This is a genomic window from Kribbella sp. NPDC050241 (genome assembly GCF_044459685.1).
GTDB lineage: Bacteria > Actinomycetota > Actinomycetes > Propionibacteriales > Kribbellaceae > Kribbella.
On record NZ_JBITJE010000007.1, the window covers coordinates 177,711 to 202,626 of the forward strand.

The 24,916-nt window shown below is 67.6% G+C and carries 24 protein-coding genes; 10 read left to right on the top strand and 14 right to left on the bottom strand.

Annotated elements, in window-relative coordinates:
* Nucleotides 1–156: 156 nt before the first annotated feature.
* On the bottom strand, nucleotides 157–771 hold the full coding sequence (locus ACIBG5_RS29805) for a TetR/AcrR family transcriptional regulator C-terminal domain-containing protein (RefSeq protein WP_396394801.1): 615 nt from the start codon (nucleotides 769–771) through the stop codon (nucleotides 157–159).
* Between the two features lie 81 nt (nucleotides 772–852).
* On the opposite strand from ACIBG5_RS29805, the gene ACIBG5_RS29810 reads away from it, so the two are divergent.
* Nucleotides 853–1,311, top strand: coding sequence for a hypothetical protein (locus tag ACIBG5_RS29810; protein WP_396394802.1), 459 nt, complete (start codon nucleotides 853–855; stop codon nucleotides 1,309–1,311).
* Nucleotides 1,312–1,315: 4 nt separating this feature from the next.
* Here the strand turns inward: ACIBG5_RS29810 and ACIBG5_RS29815 are convergent, their stop codons facing one another.
* The 5 genes from ACIBG5_RS29815 to ACIBG5_RS29835 form a co-directional block, all read right to left on the bottom strand.
* On the bottom strand, nucleotides 1,316–2,200 hold the full coding sequence (locus ACIBG5_RS29815; RefSeq protein ID WP_396394803.1) for an LLM class flavin-dependent oxidoreductase: 885 nt from the start codon (nucleotides 2,198–2,200) through the stop codon (nucleotides 1,316–1,318).
* 34 nt (nucleotides 2,201–2,234) lie between these two features.
* Nucleotides 2,235–3,134 (bottom strand): helix-turn-helix domain-containing protein, encoded by a 900-nt coding sequence (locus ACIBG5_RS29820; RefSeq protein WP_396394804.1) that lies wholly within the window; start codon nucleotides 3,132–3,134, stop codon nucleotides 2,235–2,237.
* On the bottom strand, nucleotides 3,131–3,898 hold the full coding sequence (locus ACIBG5_RS29825) for a phytanoyl-CoA dioxygenase family protein (RefSeq protein ID WP_396394805.1): 768 nt from the start codon (nucleotides 3,896–3,898) through the stop codon (nucleotides 3,131–3,133). The genes ACIBG5_RS29820 and ACIBG5_RS29825 overlap by 4 nt, the downstream gene beginning before the upstream one ends.
* Before the next feature lie 97 nt (nucleotides 3,899–3,995).
* Nucleotides 3,996–5,765, bottom strand: a complete 1,770-nt coding sequence (locus tag ACIBG5_RS29830) for a GMC oxidoreductase (RefSeq protein ID WP_396394806.1) — start codon at nucleotides 5,763–5,765, stop codon at nucleotides 3,996–3,998.
* Nucleotides 5,765–6,658 (bottom strand): hypothetical protein, encoded by an 894-nt coding sequence (locus tag ACIBG5_RS29835; protein WP_396394807.1) that lies wholly within the window; start codon nucleotides 6,656–6,658, stop codon nucleotides 5,765–5,767. The genes ACIBG5_RS29830 and ACIBG5_RS29835 overlap by 1 nt, the downstream gene beginning before the upstream one ends.
* A gap of 143 nt (nucleotides 6,659–6,801) precedes the next feature.
* Between ACIBG5_RS29835 and ACIBG5_RS29840 the strand changes: the two genes are divergently transcribed.
* The 3 genes from ACIBG5_RS29840 to ACIBG5_RS29850 are packed head-to-tail and all read left to right on the top strand — an operon-like array spanning nucleotide 6,802 to nucleotide 9,075.
* A complete protein-coding gene (locus ACIBG5_RS29840) occupies nucleotides 6,802–7,290 on the top strand; it encodes a hypothetical protein (protein WP_396394809.1) in 489 nt (162 codons plus the stop codon).
* Nucleotides 7,287–8,438 carry a sensor histidine kinase gene (locus tag ACIBG5_RS29845; protein ID WP_396394810.1) on the top strand — a complete coding sequence of 384 codons (1,152 nt, stop codon included), beginning with the start codon at nucleotides 7,287–7,289 and terminating at the stop codon, nucleotides 8,436–8,438. Before ACIBG5_RS29840 ends, ACIBG5_RS29845 begins: the two co-directional genes overlap by 4 nt.
* Nucleotides 8,431–9,075, top strand: coding sequence for a response regulator (locus ACIBG5_RS29850; RefSeq protein WP_396394811.1), 645 nt, complete (start codon nucleotides 8,431–8,433; stop codon nucleotides 9,073–9,075). Before ACIBG5_RS29845 ends, ACIBG5_RS29850 begins: the two co-directional genes overlap by 8 nt.
* Here ACIBG5_RS29850 and ACIBG5_RS29855 read toward each other — a convergent pair.
* Entirely contained in the window at nucleotides 9,072–10,067 is a 996-nt protein-coding gene (locus ACIBG5_RS29855; RefSeq protein ID WP_396394812.1) for an endonuclease/exonuclease/phosphatase family protein, read from the bottom strand. The two genes, ACIBG5_RS29850 and ACIBG5_RS29855, sit on opposite strands and share 4 nt — an antisense overlap.
* Nucleotides 10,068–10,231: 164 nt before the next feature.
* On the opposite strand from ACIBG5_RS29855, the gene ACIBG5_RS29860 reads away from it, so the two are divergent.
* Nucleotides 10,232–10,846, top strand: coding sequence for a hypothetical protein (locus ACIBG5_RS29860; protein ID WP_396394813.1), 615 nt, complete (start codon nucleotides 10,232–10,234; stop codon nucleotides 10,844–10,846).
* Nucleotides 10,847–10,920: 74 nt separating this feature from the next.
* On the opposite strand, the gene ACIBG5_RS29865 is transcribed toward ACIBG5_RS29860, so the two are convergent.
* The 5 genes from ACIBG5_RS29865 to ACIBG5_RS29885 are packed head-to-tail and all read right to left on the bottom strand — an operon-like array spanning nucleotide 10,921 to nucleotide 17,902.
* The gene (locus ACIBG5_RS29865; protein WP_396394814.1) at nucleotides 10,921–11,937 is read right to left on the bottom strand and encodes an ABC transporter substrate-binding protein; all 1,017 of its coding nucleotides are present in this window, start codon (nucleotides 11,935–11,937) and stop codon (nucleotides 10,921–10,923) included.
* A gap of 26 nt (nucleotides 11,938–11,963) precedes the next feature.
* Complete coding sequence (locus ACIBG5_RS29870) at nucleotides 11,964–14,246, bottom strand: glycosyl hydrolase family 95 catalytic domain-containing protein (protein WP_396394815.1); 2,283 nt, start codon at nucleotides 14,244–14,246, stop codon at nucleotides 11,964–11,966.
* Between the two features lie 6 nt (nucleotides 14,247–14,252).
* Complete coding sequence (locus tag ACIBG5_RS29875) at nucleotides 14,253–15,914, bottom strand: ABC transporter substrate-binding protein (RefSeq protein WP_396394817.1); 1,662 nt, start codon at nucleotides 15,912–15,914, stop codon at nucleotides 14,253–14,255.
* Between the two features lie 48 nt (nucleotides 15,915–15,962).
* The gene (locus ACIBG5_RS29880) at nucleotides 15,963–16,907 is read right to left on the bottom strand and encodes a carbohydrate ABC transporter permease (protein WP_396394818.1); all 945 of its coding nucleotides are present in this window, start codon (nucleotides 16,905–16,907) and stop codon (nucleotides 15,963–15,965) included.
* Nucleotides 16,904–17,902 (bottom strand): ABC transporter permease, encoded by a 999-nt coding sequence (locus ACIBG5_RS29885; protein ID WP_396394819.1) that lies wholly within the window; start codon nucleotides 17,900–17,902, stop codon nucleotides 16,904–16,906. The genes ACIBG5_RS29880 and ACIBG5_RS29885 overlap by 4 nt, the downstream gene beginning before the upstream one ends.
* A 436-nt stretch (nucleotides 17,903–18,338) precedes the next feature.
* On the opposite strand from ACIBG5_RS29885, the gene ACIBG5_RS29890 reads away from it, so the two are divergent.
* Nucleotides 18,339–19,112, top strand: a complete 774-nt coding sequence (locus tag ACIBG5_RS29890; protein WP_396394820.1) for a GNAT family N-acetyltransferase — start codon at nucleotides 18,339–18,341, stop codon at nucleotides 19,110–19,112.
* On the opposite strand, the gene ACIBG5_RS29895 is transcribed toward ACIBG5_RS29890, so the two are convergent.
* Nucleotides 19,109–19,846, bottom strand: coding sequence for an SDR family NAD(P)-dependent oxidoreductase (locus ACIBG5_RS29895; protein WP_396394821.1), 738 nt, complete (start codon nucleotides 19,844–19,846; stop codon nucleotides 19,109–19,111). The two genes, ACIBG5_RS29890 and ACIBG5_RS29895, sit on opposite strands and share 4 nt — an antisense overlap.
* Before the next feature lie 342 nt (nucleotides 19,847–20,188).
* Between ACIBG5_RS29895 and ACIBG5_RS29900 the strand changes: the two genes are divergently transcribed.
* The gene (locus ACIBG5_RS29900) at nucleotides 20,189–21,463 is read left to right on the top strand and encodes an MFS transporter (RefSeq protein WP_396394822.1); all 1,275 of its coding nucleotides are present in this window, start codon (nucleotides 20,189–20,191) and stop codon (nucleotides 21,461–21,463) included.
* A gap of 68 nt (nucleotides 21,464–21,531) precedes the next feature.
* On the opposite strand, the gene ACIBG5_RS29905 is transcribed toward ACIBG5_RS29900, so the two are convergent.
* The gene (locus ACIBG5_RS29905) at nucleotides 21,532–22,518 is read right to left on the bottom strand and encodes a TerC/Alx family metal homeostasis membrane protein (protein WP_396394823.1); all 987 of its coding nucleotides are present in this window, start codon (nucleotides 22,516–22,518) and stop codon (nucleotides 21,532–21,534) included.
* 603 nt (nucleotides 22,519–23,121) lie between these two features.
* Here ACIBG5_RS29905 and ACIBG5_RS29910 point away from each other — a divergent pair.
* From ACIBG5_RS29910 to ACIBG5_RS29920, 3 genes are read left to right on the top strand one after another with little or no spacing between them, the layout of a single operon-like run.
* The gene (locus tag ACIBG5_RS29910) at nucleotides 23,122–23,355 is read left to right on the top strand and encodes a hypothetical protein (protein WP_396394824.1); all 234 of its coding nucleotides are present in this window, start codon (nucleotides 23,122–23,124) and stop codon (nucleotides 23,353–23,355) included.
* Nucleotides 23,356–23,368: 13 nt separating this feature from the next.
* A complete protein-coding gene (locus tag ACIBG5_RS29915) occupies nucleotides 23,369–23,971 on the top strand; it encodes a cell wall protein (RefSeq protein WP_396394825.1) in 603 nt (200 codons plus the stop codon).
* A gap of 14 nt (nucleotides 23,972–23,985) precedes the next feature.
* Nucleotides 23,986–24,822 carry a MauE/DoxX family redox-associated membrane protein gene (locus ACIBG5_RS29920; protein WP_396394826.1) on the top strand — a complete coding sequence of 279 codons (837 nt, stop codon included), beginning with the start codon at nucleotides 23,986–23,988 and terminating at the stop codon, nucleotides 24,820–24,822.
* Nucleotides 24,823–24,916 lie beyond the last annotated feature (94 nt).

A 24,916-nucleotide genomic window follows, 5' to 3' on the forward strand; every position in this document is an offset into this window, starting at 1 on the left:
GCACTCGTGTGTTGTTGAGCCTAAATCTGCCAGACGGCGTTCCCAGAAATGAAAAAGCCCCTCACACAGGAGGGGACGCCGCACTGACCGGCGCTCATCGGCGCCTGGATGCCAGTACGGCTAACTAAGGAGCAGGCTCACTCGCATGCCACCAGTCTAGCGCCTCGAGCCGAGACCGGACACCAGGGCGTCCAGCGCGAACACGAAGCGTGCTTCCGCATCTCGCGGTCCCTTCGCCGCCTCGGCCAGCAACGGAAACTCGGAGAGGTCGAGCGGCGCCAGCTGATCGACCGGATCACCCTCCGACGCGGTGACGACCTGGCCGACGACGAAGCCGGTCACCGCGTAGATGACGTCCAGTGCATCAGCGGGTGCGAGACCAGCAGACCGCAGGCTCCCCAACGTGGTCTCCAGCACCTGAAGGTTCTGTGCGGTGATGGCCGGCCGGGACGCGATCAGCGGGACCAGATTGGGGTGCGCGAGGAGTACGGCCCGCAGACTCTGCGCATAGTCGCGGATGCCTTCCTGCCAAGGCGTCTCGAACACCGGAGGGGCGATCGAGGCGACGAGTTGCTCGACCAGACCGTCCAGCAGGGCGTCCTTGTTCGGCACGTGGTGGTAGATCGTCATGGCCTCGACGTCCAACTCGGCGCCGAGCCGGCGCATCGACAGCGCCTTCAGCCCTTCGCGATCGGCCAACGCGAGCGCGGCCCGCAGTACGGCCTCACGGGTCAGCCCCACGCTGTGGCCACGGGTACGGCGTGCAGTCATCGGGACCCTGATTCTCGTTTGATGATTCTTACGGCGTAAGTATACCCTGAAACATACACCGTAAGAATAAGGAGGATCGCGATGACCACCATCGCCGCACCACCCCGCTCACCGGCGTACGTCAGACCGGCTCTGTACGCCGGCCTGCTGCTGACCGTCCTGGCCACGCTCGCGCCGCTGATCGACATCGTCACGATCGACGTCATCGCCGACCACGTCCGGGCGGCGTACCCGGCCTGGCCGCAGAAGTCGGTCCTTGCCGACCGCAACGCGATCGCCATCTACCTGGCCGCTGTCGGAGTCGTCGGGCTCGTCGGTTGGCTGTACGCGATCTGGGGCGTCGCCCGAGGCAAGCGCCGGGTCCGCGCGGTCAGCACTGTGCTGTTCGTCCTCGGCGCGACCATCCAACTCGTCGGCCTGTCGGTCGGCGGCGAGGCTTACACCACGATCGTGCCGCCACTGCACGGCATCATCGGCGCCCTGCCGTCCCTGGCAGGACTGGTCGCCGTTGTGGGTCTCTGGCGCCGCCGCCGGGACTGACCGGTCAGAGCAGTGCGCGTACGGCGGCGAGGTGGTCGACCTGGGCTCGCCACTCGGTGCCGCCAACACCCAGTACGGCGTGACTCGCGCCGGCTTCGGCGTACCGACCGAGTCGATCGGCCGTCTGCTCGGCAGTGCCCGTGAGCGGCAGGGACAGCGCTCGGTCGTACGGCATGCCGTAGCCGCCGGCGATCCCCGCTGCCAGCCCCCGGACGGCAGCGTCGTCGGCGCCTCCGGCCGACACCCCGCCGATGGCGATCGTGGGCACGGGCCTCGCGTACTGGTCCGCGAGCTCCTCGAGCTGGTCCCGGCCGGTGGCCACATCCTCGACCGGCACGAGCGAGGGGAACCAGCCGTCACCCAGTTGCGCCGCCCGCCGCCGAGCCACCGCGGAGTCGTTGCCAACCCAGAACCGCGGCCTCGCGACGGCGGGCGCCAACTGCACCGCCGGGCCGTCGGCACCGAGGTCAACGGGCTTCCCGGCCAGCAGGTCGGGCAACGCGCGCAGTGCCCGGTCGGTACGTCGCCCGCGCTCGGCGAACGGAACCTCGGCCGCCCGCCACTGCTCCTCGCCACCACCCGATCCGACCCCGAGGATCAGTCGTTCGCCGGAGACGTACTGCAGCGAGGCGATCTGCTTGGCAGCCCACGCCAGCGGGCGGATCGCCGGCACGAAGACGCTGACTCCGATCGCGACCCGCTCCGTGACGGCTGCCGCGGTCGCCAGCCCGATCGTCGCCTCCAGGGTCGCGGCACCGATAGCGAGATGATCGCCCATCCAGACGCTGTCCAGCCCCGCCTCTTCGGCGGACCTGGCGGCCGCGCGCAGGTCGAGGTGTTCGGTTCGCTGGACATCTACGGAGGGCAGGATGACACCGATCTTCATCATGGCAGCCAGCCTGAGACCTCAACCGAGGTTCAGGTCAAATCTCCTGAACGAACTCGGTGCCGCCGGCGCGGCGGTGCTCGCCGGGAGTGCGGCCGTAGTGGCGGCGGAACGCAGTGGAGAACGGGCGTACGTCGGAGTACCCGCAAGACCGGGCTACCTCGGTGACGGTGACCGTGGGGTCGAGGAGTAGCTGGGCGGCCAGTTCCAGGCGGAGTCGGCGGAGAGTGGTCATGATCGAGGCGCCGGTCTGCTGTTGGAAGAGTCGCTCGGCGTGGCGCTCCGAGAGGTGTGCGGCGGCTGCTACATCCCGCACGGTGATCGGGCGGGACAGGTTGTCGCGGAGGTGGCGCTGCATCGCCTCCACGACCAGAGGGCCGCGGTCACGCCGTACCGGCTCCACTGCCAGGTCCTCGTCGAGGGCGAAGGCTCGGGCGGTCTCCATGACCAGAGTCGCGCCCAGAGCGCCCAGTGCGGTGCTGTAGCCGGACACCGGCGCAGCCGCCTCCGCCGCCAGCGCTGTGATCAGTGCGGGGAGTGAGCCGGTCCGGTCTGACATCACGGGCCCATCCGAACGTGTCAGTCCGGACCACCAGCCGGGTTCATCAGAGCCTGGCCGGAACGTGAAGCCCCAGAAGGCGATGCCGAGTGGCTCGCTCCGGCTGGACTCGATCTCGTGGACGTCGCCGGGGCGGGCCAGGAACACCGAGCCCGGCTGAACGTCGTACCTCAGGTCTCCCGAGTTGAAGCGGCCCGCGCCGGAGTAGGCCAGGCAGACCTCGTGGAACGAATGGCTGTGCCAGTAGTTGCGCCAGTACTCCGGCCGGTAGTGCCCCCAGCTGAGGAAGTCCGCGCGGAACCCGTCGACCTCGCAGGACTCGAGCAGTCCGGCGAGGTCGACGAAACGGTCCGCGATCGCGACATCCGCGAGGGTCAAACAGCGCTCCTGCCGGTCGGGTCGACTCCTCGCAGCATCATGCCCTGCCCGAGCGAGTGGTCGTGCGTCTTCACCGTCGGCGGGTCCGCCGGGTCGCGGTACTGGATCAGCCAGGTGGTCCGCGCCTCGTCGCTGGTGTTCACCCCGGACCCGTGCACGGTCAGATAGGTGAAGAACAGTACGTCGCCCGCCTCGGCCGGCTGCGGCGTCGCCGCCTCGAACGGCGGATCGATCAGATGGTACGAACCCTCCGCCTCGTGCTGGCGCGGCCCGTCCTTGTGGCTGCCCGGGATCACGCGGACGCAGCCCTTCTCCACCGGCGCGTCGTCGAAGTGGAAGATCGCGGCGCCGACCCGGTGGTACTTGTGCGGGAAGAACGGGTAGTCCTGGTGCAGCGGGAACGGCGAGCCGTTCTCCGGCGGCTTCACGAACAGCTTGGCGTGGTGCAACTGGACGTTGTCCACGCCCATCACCGCAGCGGCCACGTCGGTGAACCGCGGGTCGATCACCAGCTTGCTGAACTCCGCGTCGTAGAACTGCGCGTCATGCAGATGCTGCAGTCGGGTCGCGCCGTCGGACAGTCCCATCGCGGACTTCCAGGTGGCGTCGTCGTTGCGGCTCAGCTGGGCCAGCAGCTCGTGGCTGCGCTGCCGGTAGTAGGCCGCCTCCTCCTTGCTGAGCAGGCCTTTCACCAGGACGAAGCCGTCCTCGGCGTACTGCTGTGCCAAGGTCGACAGATCGGGCTTGGCAGAGGTGACAGTCATCTCGAAGTTCCTCCTCCTCGGGTACTTCGAGACTACGAACACCGGCGTCCGGACGGCAGGATCGGACCGGACGCCGATGTTCGTCAAACGGACACGATCACAGTCCGAGCTGCCCCAGCCGCACGCTGATCCGCGGATCCGTGGAGACCACGGGGGCACTCGAGTGCACCCACGGATCGCCGTCGAAGTACGTCTCGAAGATCTTCTCGGCCGTCCGCGTCGCCAGCGCCTGCGAGGTCAGCGTCGGATTCGGGCCGCCCAGGCCGTTGGACAGCGCGGAGTTGTCCGCGATGAACAGCCGCTTCACCGCCCGGGTCTCGCCGCGCGGATCGAGGACCGAGTTGTGCTCGGACGCCCCCATCCGCATCGACGACTGGACGTGCAGGATCAGCGGAGCCCAGTCGATCCGGTAGACCTTCTTCGCGCCGGCACCGCGCAGCAGCTCGGCCGCCTTGCGGGCCATGAACTCGCGGTTGCGCAGCGTCCGCGCGGTGCGCTGCCGCTGCTTGAAGGTGACCTTCGGGATCGGCCCGTTCTCGTCGGCCGGCAACGCCGACAGCGTGACCCGGTTCTGCGCCTCGACGTCGTCGTCGGTGATCACCAGCACGCTCAGCAGCCGGTCCAGCCCGTGCGACAGGACCTCCTTCAGCTCCGGCCCCATCACCCGGCCGGCCGGTCCGTCCCACGGTCCGGTGCGGCCGCGACCGTTCGTGTACTGGCCACGGATCCCGCTGTCCGACAGCGTGCCCGCGAACGCCATCAGCGCCGGCGGCAGGCCGACGTTCTCCAGGCCGCCGTACGGCGGGTATTCGAGCCGGGCACTCGAGCCGACGCCTTTCGGGTTGCCGGTGTAGTCGTCGAAGACGCCGAACACCCAGTCGAAGAAGTGGTCGGTGTAGCCGCGGCCGACCCAGCCGTTGGGGTTCGGCAGACCGCTGTTCAACCAGAGCCGCGGGTTCTCGGTGCAGCCGCCGGACATCACCACGACCTTGGCGTCCTCGCGATGCTCGGACCCACCGGACCGCCACGTCACCCCGGACGCCGTCAGTACGCCGTGCCGCCGCTCGGTGTGGACCTGGGTGACGAAGGCGTCGGCGATCAGCTCGACCGGCTTGCCGCCCTTCGACCACACCTCCGCGGTCAGCGCCATCGGCACGTAGCTGTTGTCGGTCGACCGCTTGGCGAACTGGTTGCGCGGGGCACCGTTCGGCCGCATGCAGCCCTGGAAGCAGTAGCCGCAGAACGTGCACCCGGTGGCCTTCGGATAGACCAGCAGGTCCTTGTCCGACGTCTTCCCGGCCGTCCCGCCCGGCTGCAGGATCGCGTTCTCCTGCGGCCGGTACGCCGGGCGATGCGTGGTCTTGGTGGTCTGCACCGGCAGCCCGAGTGTCTCGGCACCGCGGAAGAACGTCTGCTCCTTGTGCCCCATCGCCGCCGTCATCACCGGCATGGTGGCCTCGACCCACTCGAAGTACGGCACCAGTTCGCCGTACGTGAAGGGGAACCGGTGGTCGACGTCGTACCCGGTGCGGTCCGGGCCGTCGTACCCCTCGAAGACGCCCGGGTACGCGCGCGGGTAGTTGCCGTAGAAGTGCTGCGTGGTGCCGCCGACGCCGGACAGCTGCCAGACGAAGGAGTTCTGCGGCCACTCCCGGTACCAGGCCGGCTTCTCCCGGTCGGACGGGCCCCAGCGCAGATAGCCGGTGAGCGGGTTGTTCGCGTCGTCCTCGAACGTCGTCCACTCCTCGCGCGGCTTCGCGTGCCGCGGGCCTGCCTCGAGCAGCAGGACGTCGAGGCCCTGCGCGGCCAGCTCCTTGGCCACCACCGGGCCACCGCCGCCGGCTCCGATCACGATGACGTCGCGCATCAGTCGCTCACCTTCTGACGGCCCTGGTAGTAACCGATGAAGTCGTCCCAGCCCTCGACCGGGCCCTGCGGCTGGTAGCCGGTCTGGCTCCAGCCGACCGGCCGCTCCCGCAGCGTGCAGCTCACCTTGTCGTAGACGGCCGATTCGCCGTACGCGCCGAAGGTGGCGAACTCGATCAGCGCGCCGCCGACGAACTTCAGCAGCCCGGACACCGACGCCTTCAGCGGCTCCGGGAACTGCAGGTCGAGCAGGGCGAGCAGATCCGCGTCGGTCTGCTCGATCAACTCGAACGCCGCCGCCTTCTCGGCGTACGAGAGGCGGGCGAACGGCGACAGATGCGGACCGTTCACGGCGAGCGGGTTCACCTGGGTCGCCATCAGGTTCAGCAGGCCGGCGATCGGGAACGACAGCGGCAGCGCCTCGTCGCTGTCCAGGTACTCCGCCAGGGCGCGATCGAGCCGGCGGAGCTGGACCGGGAGCACCTCCAGACCCGGCAGCTCGATGCCCGAGTCGGCAAGGCCCGTCACCAGGGCGGCGCCGACCGGCTGCGCGATCGCGTCCGGGAACGGGACGAAGTTGTCCAGCGAATTGATGATGAAGTCGGTTGCGCCGGCCTCGATCGCCCCCGGTGTCGGGCTCGGGGTGCCCTGGGTCCGTGAGTACGGGTCCCGGCCGGGCATCGCGAAGACGGTGAGCCCGTTCAGCGTGTCCCGGGCCAGCTCCGCCAGCACCGGCCGGATCAGGTCCACGGCGGGTGGCAGCAACGAGTTCGTCGCCGCGTCCGCGGGGGCCAGCAGGCTGCGCGCGAGCAGGCCGCCGCCTCCGACGGCCGCGCCGAGCACGCCGACCCGCGCCAGGAAGGCTCTTCTGGAAAGGGTTCGAGTACCGACCATGCGACCGTCCTCCGTTGTGGGACCAGTTGGCCTACTGGTCCCACAACGAGCCGCCACGGCCGCGAGTTACTCCTGGTTTCTCCACCTCGATCTCCACCCGTGGACGGTCCGCGAGAGGACCGTGGCCGCCTACCGTCCGTGACATGTCCTTCGGAACGTTGCCCAACGCTCTCGTCGTGGTCGCGATCGTGGTCGTCGTGATCGCCCGCCGGCTGTCCTGGTCGGAGCTGGAGAACTCCGACGCCGATGTCTGGCGCGGCCCGGTGTTGATGATCGGCGTCGGGATCTACCAGATGTACGACAAGCACCTCCACCTCGGTGTGGCCGACGTGGTTCTGCTGGTCACCGGGGCCGGCGTCGCACTGATGGCGGGCGTCGCCACGGGGCGGGTCGCCCAGGTCCAGCGGCGCGCGGGAAAGGTGTTCTTCAGGCTCGGCGCGCCCGGACTCGGCATCATGGTGGCCTATCTGGTCGTCCGGCTCGGCCTGGCGGGACTCGGGCACCTGATCGGTGCCACGGTCACGTCCGGCGGCGGTTCGCTGCTCCTCACCCTGGGCGCGAATCTGCTCACCCAGTCGTTGGTCATCCAGAGCAAGGCCCACACCGACGCGGAGGAGTACACCAGCACGTGAATGCGAAGGCGAGGCTGGCGGCGGTCCTGCCGGCGCGGCCGCACGGCGAGAGCGGCTGGGTCGGCCGGGTGCTCACCACTGGCGTCGTGATCGCCGTGCTGGCGACCGCGCGGCCCGACGATCACCGGGTCTGGATCGTGCTCAGCGCCGGACTGGCCCTGTTCATGGCCGGCACCGCCCTGATGGCGACGCGGAAGCACGTCGCCCTCGGACTGCTGACCGCGGTCGCGGTGATCGGCGCCGCGACCGCCGGAGTGGACGATTCCAACGCCCTGGCGCTGGTCCTGGTCGCGGTCTCCGACATCGCGGTGATGCAGTTCCTCCGGGACGGCGTGGTCCGCGGAAACCGCCCGATCGTTGCCGCGACCATCTGTACGGCGGCCGCCTACGCGGTCTCGGCCTGGTGGTTCGGCCACCCGGACAGCTGGTTCTTCAGTCAACTGCTGTGGACCGCCGTCCTGATCGCGTTCGGCCTCAACCGCCGTCAGTACGAGGTCCAGGCCCGGCAAACAGAGCAACTGCTCGAACAGAGTCGGCTGGCCCGGAGCGAACACGCCCGCGCAGCGGCCCTGGAGGAACGCGGCCGCATCGCTCGCGACCTGCACGACGTCCTGGCGCACTCGCTCGGCGCACTCAGTGTCCAGCTCGAGGTGGCAGAGGCGTTGCTGGAGGAACGTGGTGACACCGCCGGTGCACTCGACCGCATCCGCCGTTCGCGGCGTCTCGCCGTACAGGGGCTGGCCGAGGCGCGCAACGCGGTGGCGGCGCTGCGGGCCGACGAGGTACCGGAGCTCTCCCACGCGATCGCCGTGCTGGCGGAGCAGCACGAGAACGACCACGGCACCGCGGTCCGGCTCACGGTGCTGGGCGAGTCGCAGCGATCGGAGTCCGGCGTGACCGTGGCCTTGCTCGGCGCCGCCAGGGAGGCGCTGACGAATGCGGCGAAGCATGCGCCCGGGCAGGCGGTCGACGTCGAACTGGCGTACGGCGACGGCGTCCGGCTGTCGGTGCGTAACAAGGGAGCGACGAGTGGCGAAGGATTCGGCCTGACCGGGATGCGGGAGCGGCTGGCCCTGGTCGGTGGCACGCTGACAGCAGGTCCGGACGGGGACGACTGGCTGGTGGTCGCGGAGGTAGGCGATGAGTGACGTCATCCGGGTCGTGGTGGCCGACGACCAGCAGGTCGTGCGCGAGGGACTCGTCGCCCTGCTCGAACTGCTCGACGACATCGAGGTGACCGGCGCGGCCGCGAACGGCGCCGAAGCCGTCGATCTGGTTGCTCAGGGCAACGTCGATGTCGTGCTGATGGATCTGCGGATGCCGGTCCTGGACGGGGTCCAGGCGACCGCCCGGATCACGGCCGGCTTCCCGGACGTCGCCGTACTGGTGCTGACGACGTACGCCGACGACGCGTCGATCGCGACCGCGCTGCGGGCCGGGGCGCGGGGCTACCTGACCAAGGACGCCGGCCGGGCGGAGATCGGTGCGGCGCTGCGGTCGACCGCGGCCGGGCAGTCGACGTTCGATCCCGAGGTGTCGCGGCGGTTGATCGCCGGCCTGACGCCGGATGCGCCGGCCAAGGACGCCGCCGGACTGACGTCGCGGGAGACCGAGGTACTGCGACTGATCGCGGGCGGACTGAGCAATCCGGAGATCGCGAAGCAACTGTTCATCAGCGAGGTGACTGTGAAGACCCACATCAACAACACCTTCGCCAAGATCGGCGCCCGGCACCGTGCCGAAGCCGTCCGCTACGCGTACCGCAACGGGATCGCAGGAGACTAGATCCGGATCTCGGCGACGACCGGGCGGTGGTCGCTGCCGGTGGAGCTCATCACCCAGGCCTTGGTCGGGGTGACGCCGCGCACCATGATGTGGTCGATCCGCGCCATCGGGAACTTGGCCGGCCAGGTGAAGCCGAACCCGTAGCCGGCCGCGCCCTGGGCCGAGCGCAGTCCGGTGGTCAACGGAGCCAGGCTGCGGTCGTTCGCCGTACCGTTGAAGTCGCCCATCACGATCACCCCGGCGAGCTTCTCGTCCGAGATCTGGCGGCCGAGCGCCTTGATCGTGTCGTTGCGCTGGCCGGAGGTGAAGCCGCCGGTGCCGACCCGCACGGAGGCCAGGTGGGCGACGTACACCGCCACCTTGCCCTGCGGGGTGCTCACCTCGGCCCGCAGCGCGCGGGTCCACTTGAAGCCGACGTCGACCGACTCGCTCTGCGCCACCGGGAACTTCGACCAGAGCCCGACCGTGTCGCGGGCCACCTGGTACGGGTACGTCTTGGCGAACGCCGCCTTGTAGACCTTCATGTCCGCCGCGGTGACCTCCTCGAGGGCGATCACGTCCGCGTCGGCGGTGAGCAGATCCTGTGCCGTCGCCTTCGGGTTCGGGTTGTCCGCGTCGACGTTGTGCGACAGGACACGCACGTCGTAGGCACCGCCACCCTTGCCGGGGATCAGCAGGTTGCCGAACATCAGGCCCCACACCACCGCGGGTACCAGCAACGCGACACCGGCGATAGCGGAACGTCGTACCAGGGCCGCGATTCCGAGGATGGGTATGGCGACGCCCACCCAGGGCAGGAAGGTGTCGAGCAGGCTGCCGAGGTTGCCGACCGAGTTCGGCACCCAGCGATGGAAGAGCAGCGGAAGGGCGGACAGTACCGCGAGGACGGCGATGAACCAGCCACGACGCCACTTGCCGTTCTTCCGGCGTCCACGGCTATTGGCCCGCGACGGCGGTTTCGGTGCTGCGACAGCGGTCTGGCGGTCCGGCATGCAGCGATTGTTGCGGACACACGGTCCGGACCAAAGCCCGCCACAGGGTCCGGCGTGGCTTTTCATCCCTAGGAAGGACCGGTCCGGACCGAAATGACCAGACACGGTCATAGCATTCTGTGAGGACGGTGGTGCGAAGGGCTGAGAGCCCTGACAATGCGACTATGCCGTCTGTGCAGACCGCCGAGCCGTTCGTCGTCAAGCGTCGCGGACTCGGGACGACGAAGACTGTCCTGTACCTCGGCACGGTGCTGTTCGCGCTGATGGTGCTGCTCACCGTGCTCTGCGTAGTCGTGCAGCTGGTCAGGGGCGAACCGGTCCGCAAACCCCTCGAGGCCATCTGGCTGTCCTTCGGCGGAACGCCGCTGATCTTCGCGGTCGGCCTTCCGGTGCTGCTTCTGGTCGGTGCCGTGACAACGATCGAGGAGCGGCGCGAGGCCGACTCCGACGACGTACTGCTGTCGATCGACGCTGCCGGGATCCACCTGGGCGGTGAGCAACGCCGCATGATCGCCTGGCCCGACGTACACGGTGTCTGCCGGGTGGAACGGCACGAGGTGAACGCCGAAGGCGACGAGGTCTGGGAACCGTACCTCGTCGTGCTGGTGCACGACGAAACCTCGCTCGCCCGGAGTTCGAGAAGCTGGGGTCCGTCCTGCCGATGGCCCGGAACCGTCGAGATCCTCGGCCGGCCCCTCCCCTACGACGACCTCGTCGCAGCCGTCGCCCGGTACGCCCCCGACGTCACCGTCACCGACCGCGGCCGCGCCCTCGACTGATCCCGGCCCCGGTCTCGGACTCAGGAGTTCCTCCTACCTCCCCGCCCTGAGCGAAGCGAAGGGCGGGGAGCTTCTCAGCCCTTCGGGCTCAGGAGTTTCTCCAGGTCGGTGAGGACGTCCATGGCGCCGAGCGGGCCGAGGCCGAGGAACCAGACTTCGTCGTCGACGCGGGCTACGTGACCGTCCTTCACCGCGGGCAGCGCCTTCCAGAGGTTGCCGTTGACAACGGTGTTCTCGGCGGTGGTGTCCGGCTTGCCGTAGCTGGAGTAGAAGATCCAGTCACCGGCCGCCTGCGAGATGTTCTCCTGCGACACCTCCACCGCGAGGTCCTGTACGTCCTGGATCTTCGGCCGCGGCAGCCCGACGTCCTTCAGGATCACGCCGATGAACGACAGGTTGCCGTACAGCCGGATCTCGGCCGGCCGGAACCGGACCAGCGAGATCGTCGGCGAACCGTCCACCTTCGACTTCACCTCGTCGGCGCGCTTCTGGTAGTCGTTCAGGATCCCGGTGGCCTTGTCCTCCTCGCCGACCGCGTCCGCGACCAGCAGGAAGTTCTCCTTCCACGGGAACCCGGGCCGGATGCTCATCACCGTCGGCGCGATCGCGTTCAGCTTGTCGTACAGGTCGTTAGCGCGCAGCTTGCTGCCGAGGATCAGGTCCGGCTTCAGCGCCGCGATCGCCTCCAGGTTCAGCTCGCTGATCCCGCCGACGGTCTTGATCCCCTGCGCCTTGTCCGCGAGGTACGACGGTACGCCGGCCTGCCCCGCGGTCGTCGCCATCCCGACCGGGGTGATGCCGAGCGCCAGTACGTCGTCCAGCTCACCGCTGTCCAGTACGACGACCCGCTCAGGCTTCTTGTCCAGCTTCGCCTCGCCGAGCGCGTGCTTCACCGTCCGCGGGAAGACGCCCGGCTGCGCGTCCGAACCGAGCTTGGCGGTGTCCTCATCGGCGGTCTTGAACAGCCGTCCGCCGGTCGCGACGTCGGTGTCACCGACCCCGGTGTCGGCACTCCCGGTGTCGGTGCCACCACCACACCCGGCCAGCACCAGCATAGCTGCCGCAACGACTACCACGATGCGCGTCTTCACGGACATCGAGACTACAACAACTTTGGTTAGGCAGTCCTAACCAGGTCCATTTGTTGGGCGGCCGGCAACTCCACCGTCACCTCGCCGTCGGGCCACGCGATCCGGTATGTACCGCGCTGCGCCGCGACCACGGACACGGCCGTCAGCCGACCACCGCTCCAACTGACATCGAAGCTCAGACCACCCCGAGCCCGCAGGCCGCGGAACGATCCATCCGGCCAGTCCGCAGGCAGCGCCGGCAGCAGCCGAATCGTGTCGGTGTGACTCTGGATCAACAGCTCGGGGATGCAACCGGTCATGCCGAAGTTGGCGTCGATCTGGAAGATGTCGCCGTCGCGGTGCAGCAGGTTGTCCGAAACCAGTCGACTCAGATAGTCCCGGATCACCTCCGCCGCCTTCTCCGGGTCGAACAGCCGTGCCCACAGGGCGACCAGCCACGCGGCCGTCCAGCCACCGTTGGTCGCACCCGCGGTCCGCAATTCCAGCGAAGCACGAGCGGCCGCGGCGAGTTCCGGCGTACGTGCCGGGTCGATCTCCGCGCCCGGGTAGAGCCCGTAGAGATGCGATTGATGGCGGTGGTCGGGCTCAGATGGTGGCCAGTCGGTCGGCCATTCGAACAGCCGCCCGTCAGGCGTGATCCGCACCGCAGGCAGACGGTCTCGTGCGGCCGCGGCTCGTACGGCGAGCTCCGAGCAGAGCCCCAGTACCTCCTCGGCCTCATGCAGGTTCGCGAACAGCTCGCGGATCAGCCAGATGTCGTACGTCGAGGTGAGGTCGACGGACGCCTTCTCGCCGGACGGAAGGACGAAGTGGTGCTCGGGCGCGGTCGACGGGATGAACTGCAGTCGGCCGTCGCCGTCCTCGACCAGCATCGACAGGACGAACTCGGCCGCGCCCGCGATCAGCGGATACGCGCGGTCCCGGAGGAAGCCCAGATCCTGCTGGAAGCGGTAATGCTCCATCAGATGCGCGGTCAGCCAGACGCCACAGGTCGCACACATCGACCACACCGGGTCGTCGCCACCTTCACCCACCGGCCAGGTCGCACGCCAGATGTCCGCGTTGTGGTGCGACACCCAGCCCGGCGCGTCGTACAGGATTCTCGCTGTCTGCGCGCCCGACGTCGCCAGGCCCTCCAGCAGGTCGGTGAGTGGGTCGAAGCACTCCCCCAGGCCGGTCAGATCCGCCGGCCAGTAGTTCATCTGGGTGTTGATGTTGTTGGTCCAGTCGCTCGCCCACATCGGCCGGCGGTCGGTGTTCCAGATGCCTTGCAGGTTGGCGGCCTGGGTCCCGGGCCGGGACGACGCCATCAGGAGATACCGGCCGAAGCCGAACATCAACGCGACCAGGTCCGGATCGTTGCCCCCGGCAGCCACCGCCTTGATCCGCTCGTCGGTCGGCAGTTCGCCAGGCTCACCCAGGACCAGCTCGGCGCGGTCGTACAACGCGACGTGGTCCTCGACGTGCCGCCCACGAAGCTTGTCCAAGGCAACCGCGTCCAGTACGCCGATCGCCTCGCGCAGCGCCACCAGCGGATCACGGCCGGGCGGCACCGACCAGCCGGCGAACGTACTTGCCGCCGACAACAACACCGTCACACTGTCGGCACCGCGAACAGCGACACCCGCGTCGGTCACATCCACGGCACCGCCCAGGCTGTCCACGCGTAGGGCGACGCCGAAGCCGACGCCGTGACCGTCGCGGTACCGGATCGGGTCCGGACTCTGCCGGTACTCGATCGTCAGATCCGAGGGCGCATGGCCGACGACACCATAGGTGCCGTCGGCAACTTCCACGCGTACCGGATGCTCACTCTCCAGGCTGAGGTCGAGGTCGATCGCACCCGGCCGGTCGGCCGTGATCGTCCACACCATCACCTGGTCCGGCGTCGACACGTACGTCTCCCGCCGGAACCGCACGCCGTCGACCGTGTAGTCGACGGCGGCGATCCCGGTCCGGAGGTCCAGACTCCGTCGGTAGTCCTGTGGTTCTCCGGGCGCTTCGATCAGCAGGTCGGCGAGCGGCTGGTACGACTCCACCAACGGACCCTGCAACGCCCGGGTCCGCTCAGTCGCGGCCAGCCGATCACCGTCCTCCAGCAACAACCGTCGTACGTCGGCCAGCACCTCGGGACCGTCCGCCACCGTCAGCTCGCGCGGGCCGTCGCCGGACCACACGTCGTCCAGGTTGAGGGCGATCCGCTCCGCACCGACCCGGCCGAACACCTTGGCACCGAGGTGACCATTGCCCAGCGGCAACGCCTCGAACCAGTCCGGCGCGGGGGTGCGGAACCACAGTTCGTGGGACATGAAGGGCTACTTGCTCCCGGACTTGTACTTGTCGTACGCCTGCTGCTGGATCTCCAGGTACCGGGTCATGCCGGTGCTGTCCAGACCCTTCACGTAGGCGTCCCAGTCGGTGTCGATGTTCTTCGAACCGGTGATGAACGCCAACTGGTTCTGGTTCACGTAGGTGCTGAGGTTGGTCTGCAGGGTCGCAGTCTCACCGCTCAGGCTGGGGTCCGGCCAGACCGAGGTCTGCGGGAACCACTGCGCCTTGTCCTCGTGACCCTCGTACTGCTTGGTTGCCTCGAACAACCGCCGCTCCAGGCCGGCACCGGTGTAGATGTCCTTCGGAACCACCTGCGCGTTCCGGTAGGCCAGCGTGTTGTTGTACTGCCCCAGCGCGCCCCAGCTGATGTTCTTCGGAGCGTTCTGGACCGGGTTGTACAGCGGCTTGGTGCTCGCCTCGAGCGCGATCTCACCGGTCTTCGGCTTGTTCCAGCCGACACCCTCCGGACCCATGTTGGAGATCATCTGGCCCTCGTCGGTGAAGATGTAGTCGAGCATCTTGACCGCTGCGACCTGCGCCTCCTTGCTGGCCTTGTTGGTCAGCATGAAGGTGTAACCGGTCGAGGTCGGGTGGTTGTAGCCCGTGTAGCTCTTGCCCTCAGGACCGGTCAGCGGCGGCACCGAGTCGTACTGCTTGTCCCGGCCGTCCTTGGAGTCGAGCTGGACGAAGATGCCCGGCCACAGCACCGGCACCGATCCGAGCACGACCGCCTTCGGGTTGTTGCCCTGCGCCTGCAGCGCCTGCGCGTTCTGGGTGAACGCGGCCTGGTCGATCAGGCCTTCCTTGTAGAGGGAGGCGATGTACTTCAGGCCTTCCTTCCACTGCGGGCTGCTGACCGGAGTCACGACCTTGTCGCCGTTCAGGGTGAGCAGCGAGCGCTGACCGTTGTTGGCACCGACCGGGTCATACGCGAACGCGTTCATCAGGTACGCGATCAGGCTGCTGTCCTGGACGTCGGTGGTCATCGGGATCTCGTCGGCCTTGCCGTTGCCGTTCGGGTCCTGGGTCTTGAACGCCTGCAGCACCTTGCGCAGGTCCTCGGTCGTCTTCGGCGGCTGCAGATTGAGCTTCTTCAGCCAGGTGCTGTTGATCCACAGTTTGTCCGGGTAGGTGCAGTGGAAGCAGTCCGCCCACTGCGGCAGCGCGTAGATGTGACCGTCCGGCGCGGTCGACATCTCCTTGTACTCCTTGTTGGAGTCCAGCACCTTCTGGATGTTCGGCGCGTTCTCCTTGATCAGGTCCTCGAGCGGGACCGCGACACCCTGCTGACCGAGCTTCAGCACCTCGGCCTGGGTGAACGCGTCCACCCACGGGATCAGGAAGAACAGGTCCGGGTAGTCACCGCTGGCCAGTGAGATCTGCCGCTTCTCCTTGGCCGGTCCCGCGTCGTACGTCGTGGTCTGCCAACGGAACTGGATCTTGAACTTGTCGCTCATGATCTTGGTGACCTGGTTGGTGTCCAGGTTGGTGCTGGAGTCGGACGGGGTGAACGTGTCGATGATGACCTTGCCGTCGGCCGAGGTCTCGTTCGCTGCACCACCCTTGTCCTTGTCCGAGCTGCACGCCGCCAGGGCGAGCACACCGGCCGCGGCCAGCGCGACGACCTTGCTCACGGATGAGCGCATTGCTGTGTTCCCTTCTGAAGTGGGCCCATTCAGCCCTGAATGGACCCGTTAGCCCTTGACCGCGCCGACCATCACGCCCTTGGTGAAGTGGCGGGCGACGAACGGGTAGATGATCAGTACGGGCAGGCTCGAGATGACGATGAGCGCGTACTTGAGAACGTTGGCCAACTGCTGCTGTTCGAGCTGCTGGGCCAAGCTGGTGGTCGTGGTCGAACCGGTCATCGTGTTCAGGATGAGCACGTTCCGCAGCACGATCTGGAGCGGATACAAGCCCGGGTCCTTGAGGTAGACCAGTGCGTCGAAGTAGCTGTTCCACTGGAAGATCGCGTACATCAGCGCGATCACCGCGATCACCGGTTTGGACAGCGGCAGCACGATCGACCAGAGGAACCTCAGGTCACTGGCCCCGTCGATGGTGGCCGCTTCGTACAGCTCGTCCGGGATCGTGCTCCGGAAGAACGTGCGCGCGATGATCACCTGCCAGACCCCGATCGCGCTCGGGATCACCATCGCCCACCGGGTGTTCAGCATGCCCAGGTCCTGCACCACCAGGTACGTCGGAATCAGGCCGCCGGAGAACAGCATGGTGAAGATCAGCAGACTCATGATCACGTTGCGGCCGAAGAACGTCCGGCGCGACAACGGGTAGGCGATCGCGATGGTCAGCGTGACGCTGATCAGGGTGCCGCCGATCGCGTAGATGAAGGAGTTCAGGTAGCCCTTCATGATCAGCGGATCGCTGAAGGCCTCTTTGTACGCACGGATGCTGGGCTCGACCGGCCACAGCAGGACCCGGCCGGCACTCACCGCGGACGCGCTGCTGAACGAGTTCGCGACGATGTAGATCAACGGCACCGCGACGATGATCAACGCGATCCAGAGCATGATCTTCACGCCGATCAGGAAGATCCGGTCGGTCTTGGTCTCCTCGATCGCGGTGCGCTCCGACCGCCCGGACGCCGTACGCCGGAATCCCTGCAACGTGACGCTCATGACCAGAGTCCGTTCCCTGTGATGCGCTTGGCGGCGAAGTTCACGCCGAGCAGGAGGAAGAGGTTGACCACCGAGTTGAACAGCCCGATCGCAGTGGCCATGCTGAAGTCGGCGTTCAGCAGTCCGGTCTTGTAGACGTAGGTGGCGATGATCTCGGACTGTGCGGTGTTCAGCGGGTTCTGCAGCAGGAAGGCCTTCTCGAACCCGATCGACATGATGTTGCCGACGCCGAGCACCAGGATGATCACCGCGGTCGGCATGATCCCGGGTAGGTCGACGTGCCGGATCCGCTGCAACCGGCTGGCGCCGTCGATCCGGGCCGACTCGTGCAGCGCGGGATCGATCCCGGACAGAGCGGCCAGATAGATGACGGCCGAGTAGCCGGTGGTCTGCCAGACGTCGGACCAGACGTAGATGTGGCGGAAGTAGTCCGGCTTGCCGAGGAAGTCGATCTGCGGGACCCCGAACAGGCCGATCGCGTCGTTGACGAATCCGAGCCGCGGCGACAGCACCAGGATCGTCATCGAGACAACCACCACGGTGGAGATGAAGTACGGCGCGTAGGTGACCAGCTGGACGGTCTTCTTGAACCGGCCGTTGCGGATCTCGTTCAGCGCGACCGCCAGGATGATCGGGATCGGGAAGCTCGCGAGCACGGTGTAGGCGGCCAGGATGAAGGTGTTCTTCACCAGCGTCCAGAACACCGGGTTCTGGAAGAACAGCTCGAAGTTCTTGAAGCCGACCCAGTCGCTGCCCCACGGGCCCTTGATCGGGCTGTAGTTCTTGAACGCGATCACGCCGTTCGCGATCGGGATGTACTTGAAGATGACGAAGTACGCGAGCGGTACGACGATCAGCAGATAGAGCTGCCAGTGCCGGCGCAGGCTGCGGCGGGCCGCGGTCCGCCGGCTCGGGCGAGGCGGCGGGGTGCGTTTCACCGCCTCGGTCCTGGCCGGTGCCGCCGGCGCCGGCTTCACCTCGAAGGTTGCGCTCACTCCGCATCCTTTCCGTCACGCTCTGGGGTGGAACCGATATCCGATAGGATCTCGGGTTTCGCTATCCCGGAGAATGACACAGAACCCCCGGCAGCGGAAGACTTCTGCACCGGGTCGATACCGGACCTTGACCGACGCGCTCAGATCGCTTGCCTACAAGGGTTCCCTCGTGTTGCTGAGAGCAACGACCCTCGGCGAACGCCGAACGATCCACTGGCATCGCCAGTGGATCCGGGCGGACAGCGGTCCCGGCAGAAGTCGCTCTGAGCCAGCGGCTTCGGTCCGGACCGGAATTTATTTCTCCTGTGAACTATGTCGCAGTCAACCCGCCGTAACCCGCCCATGTCAAGACCTGACCGAGCAGTTGCCGCTCGAGCATCGCTTGCCGCGCGCTGAGCGAGGCAGTAGGGACCCGAAGGGTTGCGATAGTGCGGGCATGGAACTCGTGGTGCGGGGTGAGCTGGTCGAGGTCGACGGGACCGTGGTGGGAGCGGCCCGGATGCGGTGGTGGGACGAGGCGGACGGGACTCGGCTGTATCTGCTGACCGGATCGGTCGAGCCCACGCACCAGGGGCAGGGAATCGGGCGGCGTCTGCTGGCTTGGCAGGAGGACCGAGCCCGGGAGCATGCGGCGGCTGACGCCGGGATCGGTAGGCCGATGTTCGGTGGGAATCCGGAGTCGGAGCGGCAGTTGGCGTTGCTCGAGGCGGCGGGGTATCGGGTCGCCTTCACCAGGGTCCGGATGACGATGCCACTCCACGCGCCCGCAGAAGTCGCCTTACCGGCCGGGGTCGAGCTGCGGCCGGCGTCGGCGGCCGATCATCGGGCGGTGTTCGAGGCGAACGCCGACGTGTTCGGGCGGAGCACGCTCGGGTACGTCCAGGACACCTTCGAGGAGTTCGAGACCGATGTGGCCGAGGACTTCCCGGAGTACGCGCTGTGGACGCTGGCCTGGGACGGCGATCGCCTCGCCGGATGGGTGGTCAGCGGCGTCGACGACACGCCCTGGGTCGGAGTCCGCCCCGACTGGCGGCGACGCGGCTTGGCGTCCGCACTGCTGCGCGCCAACCACGTCGGCCTCTGGGAGTACGGCGTACGCACGGCGTCTCTGTGGACGATCCTGGAGAATCCAACCGGCAGCGTCGCCCTCTACGAAAGCCTCGGCTACCGGACCGTGGAGCGGCAGCCGAGGTATCGCAAACCGTTCTAGTCCACGATCGAGCCGCAGCTGAGGTTGAGGACGGCGCCGGTCATCGGGGCGGCGTGGTCGGAGGCGGCGAACGCCGCTGTCCGCGCAACCTCGGCCTTGCGCGGGAGCCGCCTGAGGGCGGTGCGCTCGAGCAGGTGGTCGAGACCGTCCTCCGGGATGTCCCACTCCGGGTGTGTGTCCGGGGTGAAGTTCGGCCGCAGCGCCACCACGCGTACACCGTACTTGCCGACCTCGCCGGCCATGGACCGGGTCAGGCACTCGATCGAAGCGCAGGCCAGGCTGAACCCGCCCATCTCGAACCCGGACTCCCGCGCGGCCGACGAGGACAGCAGGACGATCACGCCGGAGCGCTGCACGATCATCCGGCGGGCGACCGCCGTCGACGTGACGAAGTTGGTCCGGGCCGCGTCCTGGACCGGGCGGACGAAGTCCTCGACGTCCATGTCGACCAGCGGGATGTCCTGCTTCACCCGGATGCTGACGCCGTTGAAGACGACGTCGATCGGACCCTCGATCGACGCCACGTGATCGTTCACCGCCTGTACGTCGTACGCGTCCAGCACCGTGACCGAACCGATCGCCGTACCGATGTCCGCGGCGACCTTCTCCAGGTTGGCGAGGGTACGGCCGGCCAGGTGGACGGTGGCTCCTTCGGCGGCGAACGCCCGCGCGACCGCGCCACCCATCGCGCCGCCGGCGCCGTACACGATCGCGACCTTGTTCTCGAGCAGCATGGCTGTTCCTTCCGGTAGGACTGACTGTCTACCGGGGGACGAAGCCGACAGGCCGTTCTCGACATCCCTGACACAGAAAAACCTGACCCGACCATCACGGGGGAACGGCCGGGCCAGGCATTACTGATGGTACTCCTCAACACCACTCTGAGGCGGGAAATTGAGCGGCGGACTCGCCGCCGGTGCCCTACCCTGAGCCCATGCAACGTAGCTCCTGAAAGCGCACCACCGCCGCTGTTCCGGGCCACTACCGGTAGGCCGCCGTAGTGCGTCACGTCAAGCGTTTGACCTACTCGGGTCGCGCCTTGTCACGCCCGCACACGCTTTCGGGAGCTACCCGCGATGTCTCACCCTGTCTTCCGGTCCGCCGACCCCGTTCGGACCTACTACGCCTACAACGCCGCCTGGGCGTTCTTCGGCGCGCTGACCTCCACGCTCAGCATGGTGTACTACGTCCGCGAAGCCGGACTGAACCCACTCCAGATGGTCCTGGTCGGGACCACGCTGGAACTGGCCTGCTTCCTCTTCGAGATCCCGACCGGCATCGTCGCCGACCTGTACAGCCGACGGCTGTCGATCATCATCGGCGTCGCGCTGATCGGCGCCGGCTACGTGCTCCAAGGCCTGGTGCCGGCCTTCCTCGCGATCCTCGCCGCCCAGGTGCTCTGGGGCCTCGGCTACACCTTCACCTCCGGCGCCGACCAGGCCTGGATCACCGACGAGATCGGCACCGACCGGGTCGGCTCGGTCATGGTCCGCAGCCAGCAGGTGGGCCTGGCCGCCACGATCGCCGGCATCGTGTCCGCGGGTGCGCTCGGCCTGATCAGCCTGCCGCTCCCCCTCGTCCTGTCCGGCGCCGGGATGATCCTGGTGGCGCTGGTCCTGGCGGCGTTCATGCGCGAGGCCAACTTCCACCGGACTCCGGCCGCGGAACGGGAGACCTTCCGGGAGATGGCCGACACCTTCAAGCACGGTCTTTCGGTCGCCCGGCGGCGTCCCGTCGTCCGGACGCTGGTCCTGATCAGCCTCATCTCCGGCCTGTCGAGCGAGGCGTTCGACCGGCTGTGGTCGGTGAAGATCCTGGACTTCAGCTTCCCGACGGTCTTCGGTACGTCGGACCCGGCGTTCTGGTTCGCCGTGCTCGCGCTGGTCGGGACGCTGCTGTCCCTGATCAGTTCGCTGGGGTTGAACAAGCTGTCTCCCGAGCGGGTCGGTGCCTCGCATCCGAACGGCGTACTCGCGCTGCTCAGCCTCCTGCAGGTGGTCGGCGTCATCTCGTTCGCGCTGCTCGACCACCTCTGGCTGGCGCTGGCCGCGATGTGGCTGCGGACGATCGCCGACACCCTCGCGTGGCCGATCGAGTCGGCCTGGCTGAACCGCCACGTCGACTCCCGGTCGCGGGCGACGGTGATCTCGATGGTGTCCCAGGCGAACGCGATCGGTCAGGTCGCCGGCGGCCCGCCGCTCGGCGCCCTCGCGGGCCGGTCCGGCCTCCGCGCCGCCCTGCTCACCTCCGGGCTGATCCTGACGCCGATCCCGGCCCTCTACCTGCGCCTGCGCGAGGTACGCCGTCCGGAGGAGGCGGACGCCCAGCACTCACCAACCACACGCCCCTGAGCGGCTCACCGCTCAGCGGAAGCCGTCGGGCCGCCGTCGGTCGAGGTTGGTGAGTGGTGGCGGTCCGGTCAGTCGTCGATCCGGACCTTCACCTCGACCTGGCGCCGGTCGTACGACGACTTGATCAGGCTGGCGACCGTGGTCACGAACAGGGTGCCGGCGATGAAGCCGAGCGAGGTGAGGATGCCGATGTGCGGCAGGTGGATCGCGCCGATGTCGTCGATGCGCGAGCCGTGCAGCGCCTCGATGATCAGCTTCACACCGATGAAGGCGAGGATCACCGACAGGCCGACGTTCAGGTAGATGATCCGCTCCAGCAGGCCACCGATCAGGAAGTACAGCTGACGCAGGCCCATCAGAGCGAACGCGTTGGCGGTCAGCACGATGTAGGCGTCCTGGGTGAGCCCGAAGATCGCCGGGATCGAGTCGAGCGCGAAGATCACGTTCGCCATCCCGATCGCGGAGATCACGATCACCAGCGGCGTCAGCATTCGCCGGCCGTCGACGCGGGTGGTCAGGTTGGAGCCGTCGTAGTCGTGCGACAGCGGCAGGATCCGCCGCAGCCCGCGCAGTACGACGTTCTCCTGGAAGTCGGTCTCGTCGTTCTCACCCTCCAGCGCCAGCCGGATCGCGGTGTAGACCAGGAACGCGCCGAAGATGTAGAACACCCAGCTGGCCGCGGAGATCGCGGCCGCGCCGGCCAGGATGAAGATCGCCCGCAGCAGCATCGAGACCACGATGCCGATGTAGAGCACCTTGTCCTGGGCCAGGCTCGGTACGGCGAACCGGGCCATGATGATGACGAAGACGAACAGGTTGTCGACACTCAGGCTGTACTCGGTGATGTAGCCCGCCACGAACTCGCCGCCGGTCTGGCCCGGACTGAACACGAACAGGCCGACGGCGAACAGCGCGGCCAGGCCGACGTAGAACAAGACCCACCGGGTCGCGTCCTTGATCGTCACCGTGTGATTGCGACGCGCGATCACGATCAGGTCGAAGGCGACGATCGCCAGCAACCCGATGATGGTGAAGACCCAGACAGCAGGGGACATGACAGAGACCATGACTAACCTCCGGACGACGGCACACAGCTTGGTCCGGAGGTCTCTTCCGCCCGGAACTCCGGGCCGGCAGCACCGGTTCGGCCGCCCAGGCCTCCCGTGATGACGACGCTGCCGCTTCGGGCGCACTGGGGGCGGCGCCCGAGAGGAATACTCCCCTCCACAAACACACCGATCCTATCCGGTACCGATGCATCGCACCGTGCACCAGGTCACAACCAGCGCGTTCGCCAGGATCGTATACCGCATACAGACTCCAGCGCCAGGGGGTTGAAGCATTCGACTCCGATCGAATACCTACCCCGGGTTCCAGGCAAAAAGTTTCCGTTTCGACCTGAGCTCTGGGAGATTCCCCCTGGGCAGAGTACAAAGTTTCTGTAGGTCTTACCGCCCCTAGACCTGGAGGAATCTGTCATGGCCGGACTCAACGGCGAAGTCTCATGGTTCTGTTGCGGCAACGCATGGGGACCCTGCGCGAGCACCGGACGAGGTGCTTGCGGAACCTGCCACTCGGGCAACTTCCAGCACGCGTGGCCGAACGCCTCGGACGCCTGTTTCGCGATCACCCACCCCGACACCTGCGGAGTCACCGGGATGTCCCGGCGGACCTGCGGGTTCCGCCACTCCACGACCAACCTGTGCAACGGATCACGGGTGGTCACGTCGATCGCGGACTGCGGTCCGCAGACCGACCTGTTCTGCGGTGAGCGTGCCTGCTGCGGCGGCACGTGCGCCTCCAACAGGATCGTCGACCTGACTCCGGCCGCGTTCTCCGCGATCGCGAGCCTGAGCGCCGGCCTGATCCCCTGCACGATCAACGTCGGCTGAGAGGTGAGCTGAGATGACCACAACGATGGACCGCAGGTCCTTGCTCACCCACGCCGCACTCGGCGCCACCGGCCTGGTCGCCGCCAGCGCCATGGGCTCACTCGCCCCCGAGACCGCCTTCGCCGCGGCCACGCAGTACCCCGAACCCGGACAGCCGGACCCGAACTTCGCCGAAGGCCTGATCATCGGCCGGAACCAGGATCTCCTGCAGGTACAGGGATCCGACGGCCGGCTGCACCGGATCCAGCTGACCGGGGTCACGAGCGTCTGGAAGCTCCGGCCCACCACGCTCGACCAGGTCCGGGTCGGCGACGGCCTGTACGCCCGCGGCGTCCTGATGCCGGACGGCACCCTGGCTGCCGAGTCGGTCTGGGTGAACATCGTCAACCTGACCGTCAGCATCACCTCGATCGGGCGGTCCGCGCTGCAACTCGAGCACCACGGCCAGAAGGTCGTGGGGCATGTGCAGCCCGGTCTCACCGCGGCCGTCTACAACGGCACATCCGCGGTATCGGACCTGTCGATGCTCAAGGTCGGCCGGCATGCCCAGGTGATCGGTGCCTGGCGACCGGGCACCAACGAGATCGACATCGCGACCGTCTACGCCGCGAACTGACCGGGAGGGCCGTGATGTTCGCACATCAGGTGGCGGCTGCCCAGCCGCTACTCATCGGATTACTCCTGCTCTGGTCGTCGTACGGCAAAGTCGCCGGGCGGGACAGCGCGGAGCAAGCACGACGGACCGCCTTGCCCCGGCTGGTCGGCGAGACGCGCGCGGCACCGGCGTACCGCGCGGTCGGTGCGATCGAGGCCGTGATCGCATTGGCCTTGTTGTTGCCGCCGGCATGGACTGTCGAGACGGTGGCGGCGGTGGCGCTGGCGGCAGGGTTCACCGGGTACTTGATCTACGCCAAGATCGTGGTGCCGGATGCGTCCTGTGGGTGCATCGGCTCGTCGGCCAAACCCGTTGGCCGGCGCGCGATCGGGCGCGCGGTGTTGCTGCTGGCAACGGCTTTGGTGGCGATGGCGGCAGGTGATGAATGGTGGTCGGTCAGCTCCGTCGCGGTTGTGGCGGTGCTGGTGCTGGAGGCTGCCGCGTTCGTCATGCTGTCGGCCGAACTGGATCGGTACTGGCTGCTTCCGCTGCGTCGGCTGCGGGTGGAGATCACCCATCCACTCGCCGGCACCGCGACCAACGACATACCGCTCGCCGCTACTCAGCGACGGCTGTTGCTCAGTCCGGCGTACCGCGCGGTCAACGGGCTGCTGCGATCCGACATTCACGACTACTGGGACGACGAGGACTGGCGGTTCGTCAGCTACACCGCCAGGTACGACGGCCGCCCGGCGACCGCCGTCTTCGCCGTACCGCATCACGACAACACACCGGAATCGGTCCGAGTCGCCGTCGTCGACGACACGTCGGGTCAGACCCTGTACCGACCGACCCTGCTGGCCACCGCCTAGGAGACTGTTCTCAAGCCCTCTTCTCGACAGTGCTCGGTTGTGATGGAACTGTCACAGCGGCTAGGTTGTGACAGTACCATCACACAAGAGAGGC